21 protein-coding genes are annotated in these 18,039 nt (G+C 27.3%); 19 read left to right on the top strand and 2 right to left on the bottom strand.

Annotated features, from left to right (window positions below):
• The first annotated feature begins 50 nt into the window (after positions 1-50).
• Entirely contained in the window at positions 51-344 is a 294-nt protein-coding gene (locus tag B0174_RS09555) for a hypothetical protein (protein ID WP_108560087.1), read from the top strand.
• On the top strand, positions 341-1,606 hold the full coding sequence (locus tag B0174_RS09550; protein WP_108560085.1) for a type II toxin-antitoxin system HipA family toxin: 1,266 nt from the start codon (positions 341-343) through the stop codon (positions 1,604-1,606). Before B0174_RS09555 ends, B0174_RS09550 begins: the two co-directional genes overlap by 4 nt.
• Here the strand turns inward: B0174_RS09550 and B0174_RS09545 are convergent.
• Together B0174_RS09545 and B0174_RS09540 are read right to left on the bottom strand one after the other, a co-directional pair.
• A complete protein-coding gene (locus B0174_RS09545) occupies positions 1,580-1,858 on the bottom strand; it encodes a hypothetical protein (protein ID WP_108560083.1) in 279 nt (92 codons plus the stop codon). The genes B0174_RS09550 and B0174_RS09545 overlap by 27 nt on opposite strands.
• Positions 1,859-2,023: 165 nt before the next feature.
• Complete coding sequence (locus B0174_RS09540) at positions 2,024-2,155, bottom strand: Wzz/FepE/Etk N-terminal domain-containing protein (protein ID WP_165790412.1); 132 nt, start codon at positions 2,153-2,155, stop codon at positions 2,024-2,026.
• A 179-nt stretch (positions 2,156-2,334) separates the two neighbouring features.
• Here B0174_RS09540 and B0174_RS09535 point away from each other — a divergent pair, with 179 nt between their 5' ends.
• From B0174_RS09535 to B0174_RS09455, 17 genes are read left to right on the top strand one after another with little or no spacing between them, the layout of a single operon-like run.
• On the top strand, positions 2,335-2,652 hold the full coding sequence (locus B0174_RS09535) for a MarR family EPS-associated transcriptional regulator (protein WP_108560078.1): 318 nt from the start codon (positions 2,335-2,337) through the stop codon (positions 2,650-2,652).
• Entirely contained in the window at positions 2,649-3,920 is a 1,272-nt protein-coding gene (locus tag B0174_RS09530) for a nucleotide sugar dehydrogenase (protein WP_108560076.1), read from the top strand. Before B0174_RS09535 ends, B0174_RS09530 begins: the two co-directional genes overlap by 4 nt.
• A 1-nt stretch (position 3,921) precedes the next feature.
• The gene (locus tag B0174_RS09525; protein ID WP_108560140.1) at positions 3,922-4,890 is read left to right on the top strand and encodes a Gfo/Idh/MocA family protein; all 969 of its coding nucleotides are present in this window, start codon (positions 3,922-3,924) and stop codon (positions 4,888-4,890) included.
• A complete protein-coding gene (locus B0174_RS09520) occupies positions 4,890-5,471 on the top strand; it encodes an acyltransferase (protein WP_108560074.1) in 582 nt (193 codons plus the stop codon). Before B0174_RS09525 ends, B0174_RS09520 begins: the two co-directional genes overlap by 1 nt.
• Positions 5,471-6,556: a DegT/DnrJ/EryC1/StrS family aminotransferase gene (locus tag B0174_RS09515; protein ID WP_108560072.1), complete on the top strand. Its 1,086-nt coding sequence runs from the start codon at positions 5,471-5,473 to the stop codon at positions 6,554-6,556. The genes B0174_RS09520 and B0174_RS09515 overlap by 1 nt, the downstream gene beginning before the upstream one ends.
• A complete protein-coding gene (locus tag B0174_RS09510) occupies positions 6,549-7,055 on the top strand; it encodes an acyltransferase (protein WP_108560070.1) in 507 nt (168 codons plus the stop codon). The genes B0174_RS09515 and B0174_RS09510 overlap by 8 nt, the downstream gene beginning before the upstream one ends.
• A complete protein-coding gene (locus tag B0174_RS09505; protein ID WP_165790411.1) occupies positions 7,048-8,037 on the top strand; it encodes a Gfo/Idh/MocA family protein in 990 nt (329 codons plus the stop codon). The genes B0174_RS09510 and B0174_RS09505 overlap by 8 nt, the downstream gene beginning before the upstream one ends.
• Positions 8,038-8,043: 6 nt before the next feature.
• On the top strand, positions 8,044-9,009 hold the full coding sequence (locus B0174_RS09500) for an SDR family NAD(P)-dependent oxidoreductase (RefSeq protein WP_108560068.1): 966 nt from the start codon (positions 8,044-8,046) through the stop codon (positions 9,007-9,009).
• Entirely contained in the window at positions 9,006-10,082 is a 1,077-nt protein-coding gene (locus tag B0174_RS09495) for a DegT/DnrJ/EryC1/StrS family aminotransferase (RefSeq protein ID WP_108560066.1), read from the top strand. The genes B0174_RS09500 and B0174_RS09495 overlap by 4 nt, the downstream gene beginning before the upstream one ends.
• Positions 10,082-10,948 (top strand): NAD-dependent epimerase/dehydratase family protein, encoded by an 867-nt coding sequence (locus tag B0174_RS09490; protein WP_108560064.1) that lies wholly within the window; start codon positions 10,082-10,084, stop codon positions 10,946-10,948. Before B0174_RS09495 ends, B0174_RS09490 begins: the two co-directional genes overlap by 1 nt.
• Complete coding sequence (locus B0174_RS09485; RefSeq protein ID WP_108560062.1) at positions 10,945-11,622, top strand: metallophosphoesterase family protein; 678 nt, start codon at positions 10,945-10,947, stop codon at positions 11,620-11,622. The genes B0174_RS09490 and B0174_RS09485 overlap by 4 nt, the downstream gene beginning before the upstream one ends.
• A complete protein-coding gene (locus tag B0174_RS09480; RefSeq protein ID WP_108560060.1) occupies positions 11,619-12,671 on the top strand; it encodes an ATP-grasp domain-containing protein in 1,053 nt (350 codons plus the stop codon). The genes B0174_RS09485 and B0174_RS09480 overlap by 4 nt, the downstream gene beginning before the upstream one ends.
• Entirely contained in the window at positions 12,664-13,845 is a 1,182-nt protein-coding gene (locus B0174_RS09475; protein ID WP_108560058.1) for a class I SAM-dependent methyltransferase, read from the top strand. Before B0174_RS09480 ends, B0174_RS09475 begins: the two co-directional genes overlap by 8 nt.
• Before the next feature lie 2 nt (positions 13,846-13,847).
• Positions 13,848-14,552: a hypothetical protein gene (locus B0174_RS09470; protein ID WP_108560056.1), complete on the top strand. Its 705-nt coding sequence runs from the start codon at positions 13,848-13,850 to the stop codon at positions 14,550-14,552.
• Positions 14,542-15,495 (top strand): methionyl-tRNA formyltransferase, encoded by a 954-nt coding sequence (locus B0174_RS09465; RefSeq protein ID WP_108560053.1) that lies wholly within the window; start codon positions 14,542-14,544, stop codon positions 15,493-15,495. Before B0174_RS09470 ends, B0174_RS09465 begins: the two co-directional genes overlap by 11 nt.
• The gene (locus B0174_RS09460) at positions 15,467-16,621 is read left to right on the top strand and encodes a glycosyltransferase (protein ID WP_108560051.1); all 1,155 of its coding nucleotides are present in this window, start codon (positions 15,467-15,469) and stop codon (positions 16,619-16,621) included. The genes B0174_RS09465 and B0174_RS09460 overlap by 29 nt, the downstream gene beginning before the upstream one ends.
• Positions 16,618-18,036 (top strand): oligosaccharide flippase family protein, encoded by a 1,419-nt coding sequence (locus B0174_RS09455; RefSeq protein ID WP_108560049.1) that lies wholly within the window; start codon positions 16,618-16,620, stop codon positions 18,034-18,036. The genes B0174_RS09460 and B0174_RS09455 overlap by 4 nt, the downstream gene beginning before the upstream one ends.
• The last annotated feature ends 3 nt before the right edge of the window (positions 18,037-18,039 follow it).

Raw genomic sequence — 18,039 nt, 5'->3', positions numbered from 1 at the left:
TGATATTATTAGATATATAAAATATGTAATAACATATCTAAAGGTTTAAAATGTTAGAACTATCAACTCCAATTGAATTAATAGAAAAAACCATTGAACTTATTGAGAATGAAAGAAAAGTCCAAAAGCTTCAACAAAAAGAGTTAGCTTTAAAAGCTGATATTCCATTCCCAACTTATAAAGATTTTGTTTATAAAAAAAGAGCTTCTCTTGAAAATATACTGAAACTTCTTATTGCCTTACGACTTTTTGATAATTTAAAAGGCTTATTAAAACAAAGAGAGATAAAAAGTTTAGAAGAAATAAAAAATGAATCTAAACTTCCAAAAAGGATAATTAAATGAGCCAATATGAAGTTGAAGCTTTTATCTATGATAAAAAGATCGGAACTATTTTATTAAAAGATGCAAGAGTGTATTTTGAATATGATAAAGAGTTTAAAAACTCTAACTTAGAAATTTCACCCTTAAAACTTCCTTTGTCTCTTGAAGGTGTTTATACAAACAATGATGAACACTATTTTGAAAGCTTAGCTGGAGTTTTTCATGATAGTTTGCCAGATAAATTTGGAACAAAAGTAATTGAAAGATATTTTGAATCAAAAAATATTCCATCTTATGAATTAAATGTTGTTCAAAAACTTATGTTTGTAGGTGATAAAAGTATAGGTGCAATCTCTTATAAACCCTCAATCCATAAACTTGATAAGCATAAACAACAAGAATTAATCGAACTAAATAGTTTTTATGAAAATGCAAAAAAAATCATAAGTGGTGATGCAATTGAAGTTGTAGATGAAATGCTTACTTTCATGGATAGTGCTGCAAGTGCTGGAGGCGCTCGTGCAAAAGCGATTATAGGATATAACCCCAATTCAAAAGAGATAATAAGTGGTATAAAAAAAGAATTACCTATTGGATTTGAACATTATCTAATAAAGTTTGATTTTTTAAATGATAATCAAAAAAGCCAAGATTACACAAAACTTGAATATTTGTACATGAATATGGCAAAAGAAGCAAAAATTGAAGTTCCTAATATTGAATTATTAGAACATGGAAATTTAACTCACTATTTAATTAAACGATTTGATAGAGTAACTGGTAAAGCTAAACATCTTCATAGTGTTGCTGGACTTACTCACTGTAATTTTAATATTCCAATGCATTATTCTTATGATGAACTTTTTAGATTAACTAGATATTTAACAGGAAATCAACAAGATTTATATGAACTTTATAGAAGAATGGTTTTTAATATAATAGGAAGAAATCAAGATGACCATGCAAAAAACTTTGCATTTCTTATGGATGAAAAAGGAATTTGGAGTTTAAGTCCTGCTTATGATATAACATATGCAAATGGAACAGGTTATACTAAAAATCATCAATTATCTCTAAGAGGTAAAACAAATGATTTTACAAAAAAAGATTTGTTAGATATTGCAAAACTACACTCATTAAAAGAGAATATTGTAAAAGAGATTATTGAACAAACCATTGAGATTTTTTCTACATTTAGAAATAGGGCTAATGAGCTTGAAATAAATGAAGAGAGTATAAGTAAAATAGAGAAAAATTTAAAGATGAGTTTTTTTCATACTTGAAATAAATTGCATAAAAAATACTAAGAATATTGACAAGATAAATCCAGTTACAAAAGCAACAATTACGATTAGTGATTTTTTAAGAGTATTAATAGGTGTATTATTTATTACAATATCTCCGATTTGTTTTGACATGATTGTATTTTCATAAAAATTTGCTTTTTCTTTATGTCTATTTAATATAAATTCTACTGACTTTTGTAAATCATTTTTTATTGTTTCATTATTAATATTATTTGAACTTATTTCCAATAAACTATTTGTACCTTTTGGTATTGAAGTATTAATATTGAATTCTAATTTTAAAATTGCTGCTAAATTAGCAGGAGTATCTAAAATCTTTTCACCAAAATTTTGACTTTGGATTTGACCTATTTCGACAAATACTTTTCCTTTATATATTGGAACTGGATTTTTTTAAAAAACATAAATAACAGATAATAGAGTTATTAAAAATGTAAAAATAACAATAAACTTTTTACTATTCCAAATAGTTTGAAACAATTCTCTTAAATCAATCTCATCTTCTGAGTATTCTTTATTTTGCAAATTTGATTCCAGCCTTATTATTTTATGGTTTTTTCTTTTTAATATTTTTTAAAGAGCGCAAGTTTAACTAAAGAATACTAATAATTTTATTTATCATAATACTTTATTAATTAAAATAATAAAATATTAAACTTAAAAAAGCTAAAATTCAAAACTTGAAAATCACAGGAGAAGTATATTTGTATAATGATGAACTAACATTAGCAGTACTTAGAAAATCTGAATCTATCAAATCACAAACTACACTTGCAATTGAGTTAGGTTTTTCTGTGGGAAAAATAAACTATATTTTAAATGCCTTGATAGAAAAGGGTTATATAAAAGCTCAAAATTTTGCAACATCAGAAAATAAAAAAAATTATAAATATCTTTTAACACAAAAAGGTATAAAAGAAAAAATACTTTTAACTGAAAAATTTATAGCTAGAAAAAAAGCTGAGTATGAAGAACTACAACTAGAACTTAATCAATACAAAAATAACAAAGGTAATATATGAAAAAAATATGCATAATCGGACTAGGATATGTAGGACTTCCTCTAGCACATGCTTTTAGTAAGAAATATCAAGTAGTAGGTTTTGATATAAATAAACCAAGAATTGATGAATTAAGTAGTGGTTTTGATAGAACTTTGGAATTAACAGCTGAAGAAGTAAATGAATCTATAAAAAATGGAATGATTTATACAACTTCTAGTGATGATATAAAAGATTGTAATATCTATATTGTTACAGTTCCTACTCCAATTGATAGCTCAAATAGACCAGATTTAACTCCTTTAATAAAATCTTCTCAAACAATTGGAAAAGTACTTAAAAAAGATGATATTGTAATTTATGAATCTACTGTTTATCCAGGTGTTACAGAAGAAGTTTGTGTACCTGAATTAGAAAAAGTTTCTGGAATGATTTTTAATAAAGATTTTTTCTGTGGATATAGTCCTGAAAGAATTAATCCAGGTGATAAAGAACATACAGTTACAAAAATTCTTAAAATAACATCGGGTTCAACTGCTGAAATTGCAATAGTTGTTGATGATCTATATAAGTCAATTATAATAGCTGGAACTTATAAAGCAAGCTCAATAAAAGTAGCAGAAGCTGCAAAAGTAATTGAAAATACTCAAAGAGATGTAAATATTGCACTTATAAATGAATTAGCATTAATTTTTGATACCATGAATATAGATACAAATGATGTGATAGAAGCAGCTGCAACTAAATGGAACTTTATTAAGCTAAAGCCAGGACTTGTAGGTGGACATTGTATAGGTGTTGATCCATATTACCTTACTTTTAAAGCAGAAGAACTAGGATATAAACCAAACCTAATACTCGGTGCTAGACAAATAAATAATGGAATGGGTAAATATATTGCTGAAAAAACAATCAAATTAATGATAAAAAATAATAAGAAAATAAAAGATTCAAATATCTTAGTTTTAGGAGTAACTTTTAAAGAAGATTGTCCTGATTTAAGAAATACAAAAGTAACAGATATAGTTGATGAGTTAAATGAATATGGAGTAAATGTAGATATATATGATCCTTGGGTTGATTTAACAGAAGAAAGAACTCACTTTACTCATAAACTAATGGAAACAAATCCTTTTGAAGGAAATAAAAAATATGATTCTATAATCGTTGCAGTTGCACATCATCAATTTATAAAATTAACGCAAGAAGATTATAGAAACATTTCTGAAGGTAATGAAACGATAATAGATATTAAAGGGATTGTTAAAAATCCTTCATGGAGATTATAAAATGCCAAATAAAAAAAACTTCGCACTAATAGGTGCTTCAGGATACATAGCTCCACGACATATGAAAGCTATAAAAGATACAGGAAATGATTTAGTTGCTGCTCTTGATCCATATGATGGAATTGGAATTATGGATAGTAATTTCCCTCAAGCTCATTTTTTTACAGAATTTGAAAGATTTGATAGGTTTGTTGATAAATGGCATCGAGATGGAAATAAAAAAATAGAATATATTGGAATTACAACTCCAAACTATTTACATGATTCTCATATTAGGTTTGCACTTAAAAATGGTGCTCATGCTATTTGTGAAAAACCTTTAGTTTTAAATCCACATAATATTGACCAATTAAAAGTTATAGAAGAAGAAACTGGTAAAAAAGTTTATAATATTTTACAACTAAGACTTCATGATTCAATTATTGCTCTTAAAAATAAAATAGCAAAAGAGTTAGAACAAAATCCTTCTAAAGTATATGATATAGATCTTACATACTTAACTTCAAGAGGGAAATGGTACTTTGTATCATGGAAAGGTGATGAAGCAAAAAGTGGTGGAATTGCGTCAAATATTGGAGTTCACTTCTTTGATATGCTTTCTTGGATATTTGGACCTATTGAAGAAAATCTAGTTCATTTAAAACATCCAGATGCAAATGCTGGATTTATGAAATTGAAAAATGCAAATGTAAGATGGTTTTTATCTGTAAACTACGACTATATTCCCGAAAATATAAGAGCTAGTGGAAAAACAACTTATAGAAGTATCACTGTTGATGGTGAAGAATTTGAGTTCTCAGAAGGATTCACAGACTTACATACTAGATCTTATGAACATATTTTAAATGGTGGTGGATTTGGTTTAGACGAAGCTAGAAACTCTATAAATATTGTTTCAGTTATCAGAAAACTCACTCCTCTTGGTCTTCAAGGAGAATATCATCCATTTTGTAAAAAGGTACTAGTTTAATGGCTACTTTTTTTGCACATGAATCTTCATTTGTAGATGATAATGTTAAGATAGGTGATAATACTAAGGTTTGGCATTTTTCGCATATATTATCAGGTTCAAACATAGGAACAAACTGTTCATTTGGACAAAACTGTGTAGTTGGACCAAAGGTAACTATTGGTAATGGTGTTAAGGTTCAAAACAATATTTCTATTTATGAAGGTGTTGTTGTAGAAGATGATGTTTTTTTAGGTCCTTCTATGGTTTTTACAAATGTTACAAATCCAAGAGCTTTTATAGTACGAAGAGAAGAGTTTAAACAAACACTTCTTAAAAAAGGTTGTTCTATTGGAGCAAATGCAACTATAGTATGTGGAGTTACTATTGGAGAATATGCACTTATTGGAAGTGGAACAGTAGTAAATAAAGATGTGAAACCATACTCACTTATGGTTGGAGTTCCTGCACGGCAAATAGGTTGGGTATCAAAAGCTGGAAATACACTAAAGTTTGATGAAAATGATATTGCAATAGATAGTTTTGATAATAGTAAATATAAAATAGAAAACGATAATTTAATTTTAATAGAAGGAAAATAATGAAAATAAACTTTATAGATTTACAAGCTCAATACCAAGCTTATAAACAAGAAATAGATGAGCAAATACATGATGTTTTGAATACTTCTTCTTATATAATGGGTTCAAAAGTAGCGGAACTAGAAGAAAATTTATCAAAATTTGTTGGATGTAAACATTCTATAGCTTGTAGTAGTGGAACAGATGCTCTTTTATTAGCTTTAATGGCATTTGATATAAAAGCTGGAGATGAAGTAATTACTTCTCCATTTACTTTTATAGCAACAGCTGAAATGATAGCATTTGTTGGTGCTACTCCTGTATTTGTAGATATTGATGAAAAAACTTACAATTTAGATCCAACTAAAATAGAAGAAAAAATTACTTCAAAAACAAAAGCTATTATGCCTGTATCGATTTTTGGTCAAACTTCTGACATGGATGCTATTAATAAAATAGCTAAAAAGTATAATCTCAAAGTTATAGAAGATGCTGCTCAAAGTTTTGGAGCAACATATAAAAATAAAAAATCTTGTAATTTATCAGATATTGCTACAACTTCATTTTTCCCGGCAAAACCTCTTGGATGTTATGGAGATGGTGGAGCAATATTTACAAATGATGATGAATTAGCTAAAAAAATGAGAGTAATTTTAAATCATGGTCAATCTTCTAAATATTTTCATAGTCATATTGGGATGAATGGAAGAATTGATACAATTCAAGCAGGTGTTTTAAATGTTAAATTAAAATATTTTAAAGAAGAATTAGATAAAAGACAAAAAATTGCACAAAAATATTCTCAAAATCTAAAAAATGTAATTGTACCTTTTGTGGAAAATAATTTAGTTTCAGCATGGGCACAGTACTGTATAAAAGTGTCAAATAGAGATGAAATGATTAAAAAATGTAATGATAAAGGTGTTCCAACTGCTATTTATTACCCATTGCCTCTACATCTTCAAGAGGTATTTACTTATCTTGGATATAAAAATGGTGATTTTCCTATTACCGAAAAAGTATCATTAGATATTATGGCTTTACCTATGTCTGCATTTTTAAAAGATGATGAACAAGACTATGTTATCGAGATTGTAAATGGCTAATATTTATATTCATCCCTCAGCAAATGTGTCAGCAGAAGCAAAAATAGGTGATGGAACAAAAATTTGGATAAATTCTCAAATAAGAGAAAAAAGTAATATAGGAACAAACTGTATCATTTCAAAAGATACATATATAGATGCTGAAGTCAAAATTGGAAATAACTGCAAAATTCAGAATAGTGTTTCAATATATCATGGGGTAACTATAGGAGATGAAGTATTTGTAGGTCCAAATGCTTGTTTTACAAATGATAAAGTTCCAAGAGCATTTGATACAGAATGGAAGATAACACCGACTTTTGTTAAAAAAGGGGTAAGTATTGGTGCTAATGCAACAATAGTATGTGGTATAACACTTGGAGAATATTGTATGGTTGCTGCGGGAAGTGTTGTGACCAAAGATGTGGAAGCTTATAGTTTAGTTAAGGGAAATCCTGCAAAGCATTATAGCTATGTTGACAAAATGGGTAACAAGATAGAAGGAAATCCAAATGATTAATATAGGGCTCATTGGTTTTGGATACTGGGGACCAAATGTAGCTAAAAATATTCATGCTAATAAAGAGTTAAATTTATATTCAATTTGTGACTATAAAGAGGATAGACTTGAAAAAGCAAGAAGTGTATATATTGAGCAAACTACTTATGAGTCTGATTATAAAAAACTTCTTCAAAATAAAGATATTCAAGCTATTGCAGTTGCGGTTGAGACAAGTGGACATTACAATCTTGTAAAAGAAGCACTATTTGCCGGAAAACATGTATATGTAGAAAAACCATTTACATCGACAGTAAAAGAAGCTGAAGAACTACAAGAGTTAGCACAAGAGTTAAATCTTATCATTCATGTTGATCATATTATGATATTTCACCCAGTAATTAGAAAAATAAAAGAACTTATACAAAATGAAGAGTTAGGAGACATACTTTTTATAGATGCTATGAGAATGAACCTTGGACAAATAAAAAAAGATGTAAGTGCTATGTGGGATTTAGCAGTTCATGATCTTGCTATCATTGATTGTCTTATGGATGGTAAAGAGCCATTTTATATAAACTCTGTTGGTGAAAAATATTATAATCCAAAAGAAAGTTTATGTTTTTTGACTCTTAGATATGAGGGGTTTATTTCACATATTCAGTCTAGTTGGATTTCTCCACTTAAAGAGAGAAAGCTTATAGTTGCAGGTAATAAAAAAATGGTAGTTTTCGATGATATGAAAACAGCTGAAAAACTTATGGTTTATGATAAAGGTGTGAATGTAGTATCGGGAGACGATATAGAGTATGATGACTATGTTGTAAAAACAAGGGATGGAGATGTTTGGATACCTTATATCAAACAAGAAGATGCTTTGTATAATAGTATTAACCATTTTAGAGAATGTATTTTAGAAAATAAACAATCTATCTCTAACCCAACTCAAGCTATAAGACTTCAAAAGATACTAGAATCTGCTGATGAAAAAATGAATAAGTAGGAAAAAATGCAAAAAAGACCCGAAATAAAAAATAGTGTTATATTAGTTACTGGTGGAGCTGGATTTATAGGGAGTCATCTTGTAGATAGACTTTTAATTGAAGGTGCAAAAGAGGTTATTGTAGTAGATAATCTTTTCGTAGGAAGTGAAGAAAATCTTAAAGATGCTATTTCAAAGGGTGCAATATTTTATAAAGATGATATAGAGATTACTTCATCACTTGATTATATATTTGAAAGACATGATATTGATATAGTATTTAATTGTGCAACAAAAGCTCTAAACTACTCTTTTGTGAATCCTAAAAATGCATTTGATACTAATGTAAATGGTATTATGAATATTTTAGAACATCAACGAAAAGGGCATTTTAAAACTCTTGTTCATTTTTCTACGTCAGAAGTATATGGTACTGCAGAGTATGAACCTATGGATGAAAAACATCCTATTAAACCAACTACAACTTATGCAGCAGGAAAAGCAGCTGCTGATATTGCAGTTCATAGTTGGGTAAATATGTTTGATTTGGATGCTTTTATAGTAAGACCATTTAACAACTATGGACCAAGACAAAATTATAAGGGATATTTAGCAGGAATTATTCCTATTACAGCATTTAGAATTTTAAAAGGGATTAGCCCAGAAATACATGGTTCTGGACTACAAAGTAGAGATTTTATCTATGTACTAGATACGGTTGATGCAATTATAAAACTTTATTCACTTATGCAAAAAGCAGATAGTGTAAATATCTCTACTGATGGACAAATAAGTATGAAGGATATGATTTATAAAATAGCTAATCTTATGGAATACAAAGGTGAGATACTTAATAAACCAGCTCGTGGTGCAGATGTAGAATGTCACAATGCGAGCAATGCAAAAGTAAAATCAATGATAGATTATCAGCTAACTTCTTTTGAAGATGGACTACAAGAAACAATTAAATGGTATAAGGAAAATATAAAATGATAAAATTAATAAAACCATATATATCTTTTGAAGAAGTTCAAAAAGAATTTAAAGAAGTTTTTGAAAGTGGCTGGTTTACAAAAGGTAAATATGTAGAAGAGTTTAGAGAAGAGATAAAAAGCTATACAGGTGCAAAGTATGCTTATTTGACTACATCTGCAACTACTGCTCTTACTATGTCCCTTAAAGTTCTTGATATAAAAGCTGGGGATGAAGTCATTGTATCAGATTTTTCTTTTCCAGCAACGGCAAATGTGGTAGAAGATTTAGGTGCTATTCCAATATTTGCAGATGTTAGCTTAGATACTTTCAATATGTTACCAGAACAATTAGAATCTAAAATAACACCAAAAACAAAAGCAGTTATATTTGTAGATGCGCTAGGAAATCCAAGTGGTATTCACGACATAAAAAAGATATGTACTAAATACAATATTCCTCTCATAGAAGATGGAGCATGTGCTATAGGAAGTAGTGAGTTTGGTGTGAGATGTGGAAATATAGCAGATATAACATGCTTTAGTTTTCATCCTAGAAAGCTACTTACAACAGGTGAGGGTGGAGCTATCACTTTCAATGATGAAAAATATGTAGAGTTTTTTGAAATCAAACTAAACCATGGTGCAAAAGTGACTGATGGTAAGTTTGACTTTGTGGATTATGGCTACAACTACAGAGTACCAGAGCTTCAATGTGTGATGGGTATAAAACAGCTTCAAAAGTTAGACACTATAGTAAGCTCTAGAAGTAAGATAAGAGATGAATATATCAAAGCTCTAGAGCCATTAGGTTTTGAAGTACAAAAACTCTCAAAAGATATAGTTTATAATGTACAGTCGTTAGTATTTAAAGTACCTACAAATATAAAAAGAGATGAACTTGTAAAATACCTAAAAGAAAAAGAAGTAGAAACTACCATAGGCACATACTGTTTAAGTGGTACAACATACTATAAAAATAAATACTACGATGTGCAATCAAATGCTATGTTTTTAGAAGAAAATACTATAACTTTTCCTTGTTATGATGGTGTAGATGTTGCGTATATAGTAAAGAAGATTAAAGAATATTAATGAAAAACATATTAATCACGGGAACAAATGGATTTATTGGTAAGTATTTAGTTGAAAATTTCAAATGTTCTGGGTATAACTTGCTATTTGGAACAACTTCAAATACTACAAATAAAAACTATTATAAGTTTGAAAATTTATATGTTGATGTTGAAAAAATATTAAAAGATATCTCAGTTGATATTATTATTCATTTAGCGTCAATTATTCCAAATTCATTTTATGAAGCAAATATCGATTTATTTATAGATAATACTAAAATGATGAATAATTTGTCAGAATTTGCAATTAAGAATAATATAAATAAATTTATTTATTTAAGTAGTTTTGGTTCCATGGTAAATACAAAACAATATGATATCAAAGATTATTACACTCTTTCTAAAATTACTGGAGAGCATATATGTTCAATAATGGAAGATAGAGGAATAGAAACTGCAAGTATAAGAATTTCTTCACCTTTTGGAAAATTTAATAAAAAAATTAATGTACTTAATAGATTCATAGATTTAGCATTAGCTAATCAAGATATAAATGTCTATGGAAGCGGAAAAAGAGAACAAAATTTTGTATCTGTTGAAAGTATAAATCAATGTATTCAAAAATGCGTAGAAGAAAAAGTAAATGGTGTTTATGAATTGGTAAATGATAAAAACATAAGCATGATAGATTTAGCTAAATTAGTTGTCTATATTACAAACTCAAACTCAAAAATAATTACTCAAGAAAAAGAAGACCCCTTGGAAAATACAAAAGTATGTAATTTTTCTTTACATAGAGTTAAAAATGAACTACAGTATAAAAACCCATTGACTTTTAAAGAAGAACTTATTAGTTATATTGAATGGAAAAGAAAAAATAAATGAAATTAGTTTTTATATCTGATATACATTCAAATAGTAATTATTTATCTACAGTACAAAAACAAATTGAAGATGAAAAAGCTGATATGATATTTTTTCTTGGTGATGCTATCGGATATTATGATAATCCTAATTATGTACTAGACTGGTTAAGAAATATAAATGCTCATTGTATTAAAGGCAACCATGAAAAATATTTTTTAGATGAAATAAATTACGATAAAAAACTTGAGAATATATATTTAGTAGAAATAAATAAGCAAAAAATTACAGATGAAAATAAAGATTTTATAAATAAATGGTCTGAAATACTAGATATAGTTATTGATAAAAAAAGATTTTTGATGGTGCATGGAGATGTAGAAAGTAGTGAAAATCATATATATAATACAGAATCTATTGACAAAGATCTATTTAAAAAATATGATTATTATGTTTTTGGTCATACTCATATTCCATTAGTTCAATATAATTATGGATGTTGTGTTTTAAATCCTGGATCAATTGGTCAACCTAGAGACTATACAAAACAATCATCTTATATTGTAGTCGATACAAATACTCAAGATGTTACTATCAAAAAAATCAAAGTAAAATATGAAAAATATTGTCAAGAATTAGAGTTGAAATTTTATGATAAAAAAGTAATAGATATCTTAAAAAGGGAGAGAAAGTGAATAAAATAAATGTAATGGTTACTGGTGCAAGTGGTGGTGGAGTTGGTGAACAAATAATCAAAGCATTGAAACTAAGTACTTTAAATTTGAACATTATCACAACCGATATAAACAAAAATAGTAAAGGCTTAAGAGAAGGAGACTTTGGTTATATCGTTCCTTTTGCCAATAGTGAAAATTATATTGATAAGATATTAGAATTATGTGAAAAACACACTATAAAAGTTTTATTTCCAGGTTCAGAAGCCGAATTAACTGTTTTAAGCAAACATCGTAATATATTTGAAGATAAAGATATCTTACTACCAATCAATTCTGATGAAGTGATAGATATTTGTACAGATAAAACTAAAACAATGAATTTTTTGAGAGATAATGGTTTTGATTTTCCGCAAAGTATAACAATTCAATCAATTAAGGATATTGAAAAAATAAAATTTATCCCTGCTGTAATCAAGCCTTCTATTGGTGCTGGAGGTTCAAAAGATATTATGATTGCACAAACTTATGATGAAGTGAAGCTTTTTTCTACATACTTATTAAACATGTATAATGAATTTATTGTTCAAGAGTATGTTGGTACTCCAGATTCTGAATATACAGTTGGCATTTTAAATAGTATGGATGGTGAATTTATAAATTCAATTGCAATTCATAAGTCCATAGAAACAGCACTAAACAATCGAATAAGAATAAAAAATCGAACAGGTAATGAGCAACTAGGAAAGAATCTGGTAATTAGCAGTGGTATATCAGAAGGATTTGTAGATAAGTTTCCAGACATAACATCAATTTGTGAAAAAGTTATAAAAAAGCTAGGTGCCAGTGCAGCTATAAATGTACAATGTAGATATTATAATAAAAAAGTATATATTTTTGAAATAAATCCTAGATTTTCAGGAACCACATCAATAAGAGCTTTAATGGGATATAACGAACCTGAAATTTTAATAAGAAAACATATTTTAAATGAAGAGATTAAAAAAAGTTTCGAATATAAAAAAGGTTATGTATCAAGAGGACTTGTTGAGGTAAAAATAAATGAATAAAATATTTAAAAAAGATATTGATACATTACCTTTTATTTATAAAGAGTTATATTCACCTTTTAATGATAAAGGTATTCCAAACAGTTTACCTTTTGAATTACAAATTGATGATGTAATTGGCTTATTAAAACAAAAACCTAATGATATGGTAAAAATAAATTTAGAAAAAGCATATCGACAAGGTTCTATCGTTGGTGGAGTTATAACTGATGATAGTGAAAATATAAAGTATGCTAATGATTTTATAGAGTTTTTTTTAGATTCAATAGAGAGAAATCTGTTAAAAGATATGAATATTTTAGAGATTGGTAGTGGTACAGGTTTGTTATTATCTCAAATTAAAAATTATTGTCACAATGTTATTGGAGTTGAGCCTGGTGCTCATTGTTTAAAAGCTAAAGAAAAATATAATGTTAATGTTATACATGATTTTTTTCCTACCAATCATATAAAAGGTAAGTTTGATGTAATTATTATGTCGATTGTTTTGGAACATTTTGAAAATCCTTCATCTTTTTTAAATTTATTATCTAAATATTTAAATTCTGATGGATTAATTATACTTTCTGTACCAGATGTAGAACCATTTATTTTAAGTGGTGATATTAGTATGTTATTTCATGAGCATTATAGCTATTTTACAAATAAATCTTTGAATAATTTAATAATCAAAAGTGGATATAGAATATGTAACAAAAGTAAATCTTCTTATGGTGGGTTATTGTACAGAAGTATATCAATAGAGCAGAAATTGGAATTATCAGAAGAAGATTATAAAATAGCATATAAAGAATCTAATGATTTTTTTGTTAAGTCTAAAGAAAAATTAGATTCATTGAAAAGTTTTTTAAATAAAATAGTAGAAGATGATTTATCATTAGGAGTATATGTACCATCAAGATTTTTAAATATTTTATTCACTTCAAAAATTGAGATTAAAAAATTAAGATTTTTTGATGATAATCCTGAAATAAAAAATAAATTTTATGCAGGTTTTGATATAAAAATAGAAAATAAAGTAGATTTAATAAAAGAACCAACTGATATTGTCTTGATTTTTTCACATTCATTCGGGAAAATAATTAGGGATAATATAATAAATAATTTGCCAAATCAAACAAAAATTATAGTTTGGGAAGAACTTTTTTCAAATAAAGAATTGGAGAAATTATAATTATGGAATTATTTGATCTTGAATTTTATAAAGTATTACTAAAAAATATTCAAAATAATTATACAATAACTGACTATGGAGATGTATATTGTAATAATAACAAAAAATCTTTACTTATAAGACATGATATTGATGTTTCATTATATGATGCGTTAGAATTAGCAAAAATAGAAGCTGAATTTAATATAAAATCAACATATTTTATTTGGATTAAAAGTCCATTTTATAATGCTTTGTCAATTGAAAATCAAAAAAATTTATTTAAAATAATAGAATTAGGACATGATATTGCCTTACATTTTGATCCAACTGAAATTCATGAAAAAGATTTTGAAAAAGCTGTTTCTTTTGAAATTAAAATTTTAGAAAATACAATTCAAAAAAAGCTTACTGCTATTTCTTTTCATCAACCTTATGCAAGTTTAATTAGAAGTGAAAATAAATATATTGCTAATTTACCTCAAGTTTATAGCAAAGAAATTTTTGATACATATGAATATATTGCTGACAGTAATTGTAAATGGAGCAAACCCATAAAAAAACTTTTAGATGGTGAGTTTGATAAAGTACAATTGTTAGTTCATCCAGAATGGTGGGTTAATGCTGAAGTGGAAAATCGTTACCGTGTTTTGAAATCAATTTCTAAAAATAGAATGAGAGATGAAATGTATCATTTGAGCTTATCAGGACTATTTAATGGAAAATAAAAAAATATGCATGGTAGGTTGTCATGAAGCAGGAAAGGATATAATTGAATATCTTTTGGATAATAATATTACTATTGAATATTTTGTTATATTAAATTTAGAACAAGCAATAGAACATGAAATTTCAGGATATTATGATTTTTCTATAATAGCACAAAATTACAATATACCTGTATATTACCCTAAATCATTTAACCTAAAAGATGAAGAAGATTACAATTTTTTCAAGAAACATAAATTTGATTTAATTATTCAAGGGGGATGGCAGAGGTTAATCCCCAAAACTATTTTAGATACTTTTTCTATAGGGGCTATAGGAGTTCATGGAAGTGCAAATTTTTTACCTTATGGAAGAGGTCGTTCACCATTAAATTGGTCATTAATTGAAGGTCGTAAAAGATTTATTATGCATTTGTTTTTAATGAAAGCAGGTGCAGACGATGGAGATGTATTTGATTATGAACAATTTGATATAAATGAGTTCGATACAATAAAAACTTTATATTATAAAAATTCTATAGTAACTAAAAGAATGTTGTTGAGATCAATTCCAAAATTATTGATTGGAAATATAAATGTTTGGACGCAAAATGGAAAACCAAAATATTATCCAAAAAGAACTAAAGAAGATGGTGAAATTTTATGGACAGAATGGAATGTTGATACAATCTTTAATTTTATACGTGCTTTAACTCAACCATATCCTGGTGCTTATAGTTATATAAACAATAAAAAGTTGGTAATATGGGAATCTCAAATATTTGATAGAAGTATAAAATATAAAGATTCATTATATGGAGAGATTGTTGAAGTGTTTAGTGAAAAAGAATTCTTAATTAATTGTTTGGATGGGCTACTGTTAGTTAAAGTATTTGATTTTGATGGATTAATTACAATAAAAGAAGGATTTGTTTTTGACAACTCGATTAAAAATAATCATTAAAAAAATATTTTTTTTTATTCAAATAATTGTTTTATATTTATGTATTTGGTTATTTAGACCATTTGTTAAAACAAAGAAAGGATGGGTTGTTGGTACTGATGAAATTGCAGGTTTAATTTTTCAAATATCAAGAATACTTAAACCCTCTGTAAGTGTTTCGTTTAGGTTACACTCATACTATAGATTAAAATATGATTATTCCCTGAATTTTTCAAATAAATATTTATCATATTTAATTAGAATTATTTATGGACCTATATTATTAGCCTATCTTGTAAATAAATACACACATTTCTTTTATATATGGCATACCGGTTTCTTATTGAATAGAGATTTTGAATTTAAGTTTTTAAAAGCAAAAAGAAAGAAACTAGTTTGCTTATTTGTAGGAGATGACATAAGGTCTCCTTATCTTCTTCAAAATTATGGAAAACAAATGGATATTGATGTATGGGGAACATATTATTTTTTATTTGATGAATCATATGAAAATGATAAAAAACAAATTGCTCATAGTGCGGATAATAATGCAGATGTTATATTTGGTTCAAATATTGATCAACTGTCTTATTTAAAAAGAAGTCAATTACCTTGGATGTATTATTATGATAATAATAAATTTTTTAGAAATGATAATAAATTTAATAATATTGAATTAATCAAAATTTTGCATGCTCCTTCAAGTCCTATTAATAAAGGAACACCATTAGTTAGAAGTGCAATAAAGAAATTAAAAATTGAAGGTTATAACTTTGAGTATATTGAACTCCAAGACATATCAAATGAACTAGTACTAGAGAATTTAAGAACATCGCATATAGTACTAAATCAGTTTTATGCTTTTGCAATTGGTGTCTTTGGCATTGAAGCTATGGCAAACCATTGTGCTGTACTGATGTCAGCAGATCCTAGTATAGAAACAGGACTACCACAAGACAGTAAAGATGCTTGGATGATTACAAAATACTGGGAAGTGTATGATAATTTGAAGTACCTTTTGGATAATCCTGAAAAAATAAAATATTATGCAGATAATGGTTATGAGTTTGCATACAAACATTACACTTATGAAGCGGCAAGTGAATATATAAACAAAGTTTTAAAAGAAAATGGTGTGATAAATTGATAAAGATTTTTTTTAAACATAGCTTTATTTATGCACTAGGAACAGTGTTTACTCGTGGGATAGCTATATTTTTAGTGCCTATATATACGAGGTATTTATCTCCTTCTGAGTATGGGGTTATAGATTTTTTCTTGATTATTGCTGCTATCATTAATCTTACTATTGCTTTGGAAATTAGCCAATCAATTGCTAGATTTTATCAAGAAGCACATGATAAAGAAGATAAAGTTTCTTATACCTCTACTGCCTTTTGGTTTACCTTTGTAGTTTATTTTTTTTATTTTTGTATCTCTTGGTCATTTAGTGATAGTTTGAGCCAATTGTTATTAGATAGCAAAGAGTATCAGATGATATTTATATGGGCTTCCCTTGCCATTGCTACGAATGGAATTTTTTACTTTACTCAAAATCAGTTGAGATGGCAAATTCAGCCAAAAGATAGTGTCATTGTTAGTATCGTAAATGTGATGGTAGTCGCTACAGTAGCTATATATTTATTAGTTATTATGAAGCTAAAAGTTGAAAGTATTTTTATAGCTCAAATATTAGGTAATACGATAGGTTCACTTCAATCTATCTACTATGCAAAGAGTAATTATAAATTTATATTTGATTTTGTGAAACTAAAAGAGATGCTTGTATTTTCTTCGCCTTTAGTATTATCAGGTGTAGGAGTTTTTATTGCAATGTATATAGATAGGATAGCTATAAAAGAGTTGTTGGGATTAAATGAATTGGGTATTTATGGGGTTGCATTTAGATTTGCAGCAGTTGCATCGCTTGTAATGATAGGCTTTCAGAGTTCACTTATGCCTTTAGTTTATAAATATTACAAAGAAGCAGAAACCCTTCAAAGTGTTTCAAAGATATTTAATATGTTTTGTTTATTTGCTTTGTTTGTAGTTGCTGCTAGTATTATTTTTTCTAAAGAAGTGCTAGTACTATTTACTACTGAAGCCTTCTATGGGGCGAGTAGTTTGATAGCATTACTCGTGATGGCTACATTTTTTTCTAATATGTATATCTTTGCTCCTGGTATTGGTATCGCAAAAAAAACAAAATTAACAGCAATGATTACAATAAGTACAGCAATTTTAAATACAATACTAAACTATACTTTGATACCAGTATTTGGTTTAAGTGGTGCTGCATATGCAACTTTAATGAGCGCAATAATAGGATTTTTATTGTATGCCGTATTAGCATATAAATATTATCCTATACCATATAAAATAAAAAATATACTTATAGCATTTGCTACTGTATTGATAAGTGCTTATGCAATGGTATATAAATTTGATGAAATTACATTTGGTACAATTGGTGTGAAGATAATATATATGCTAGTTATTTCAGTTGTCATTAGTTTTTTGTTAGTAGAAAGAAAATATATGGAAAAGTTTATAAGGATTTAAATC

This window comes from Arcobacter caeni (assembly GCF_003063245.1).
Classification (GTDB): Bacteria; Campylobacterota; Campylobacteria; order Campylobacterales; family Arcobacteraceae; genus Aliarcobacter; species Aliarcobacter caeni.
Note: the sequence above shows the minus strand (reverse complement) of the source record. Positions and strands in the feature narration are given on the sequence as shown.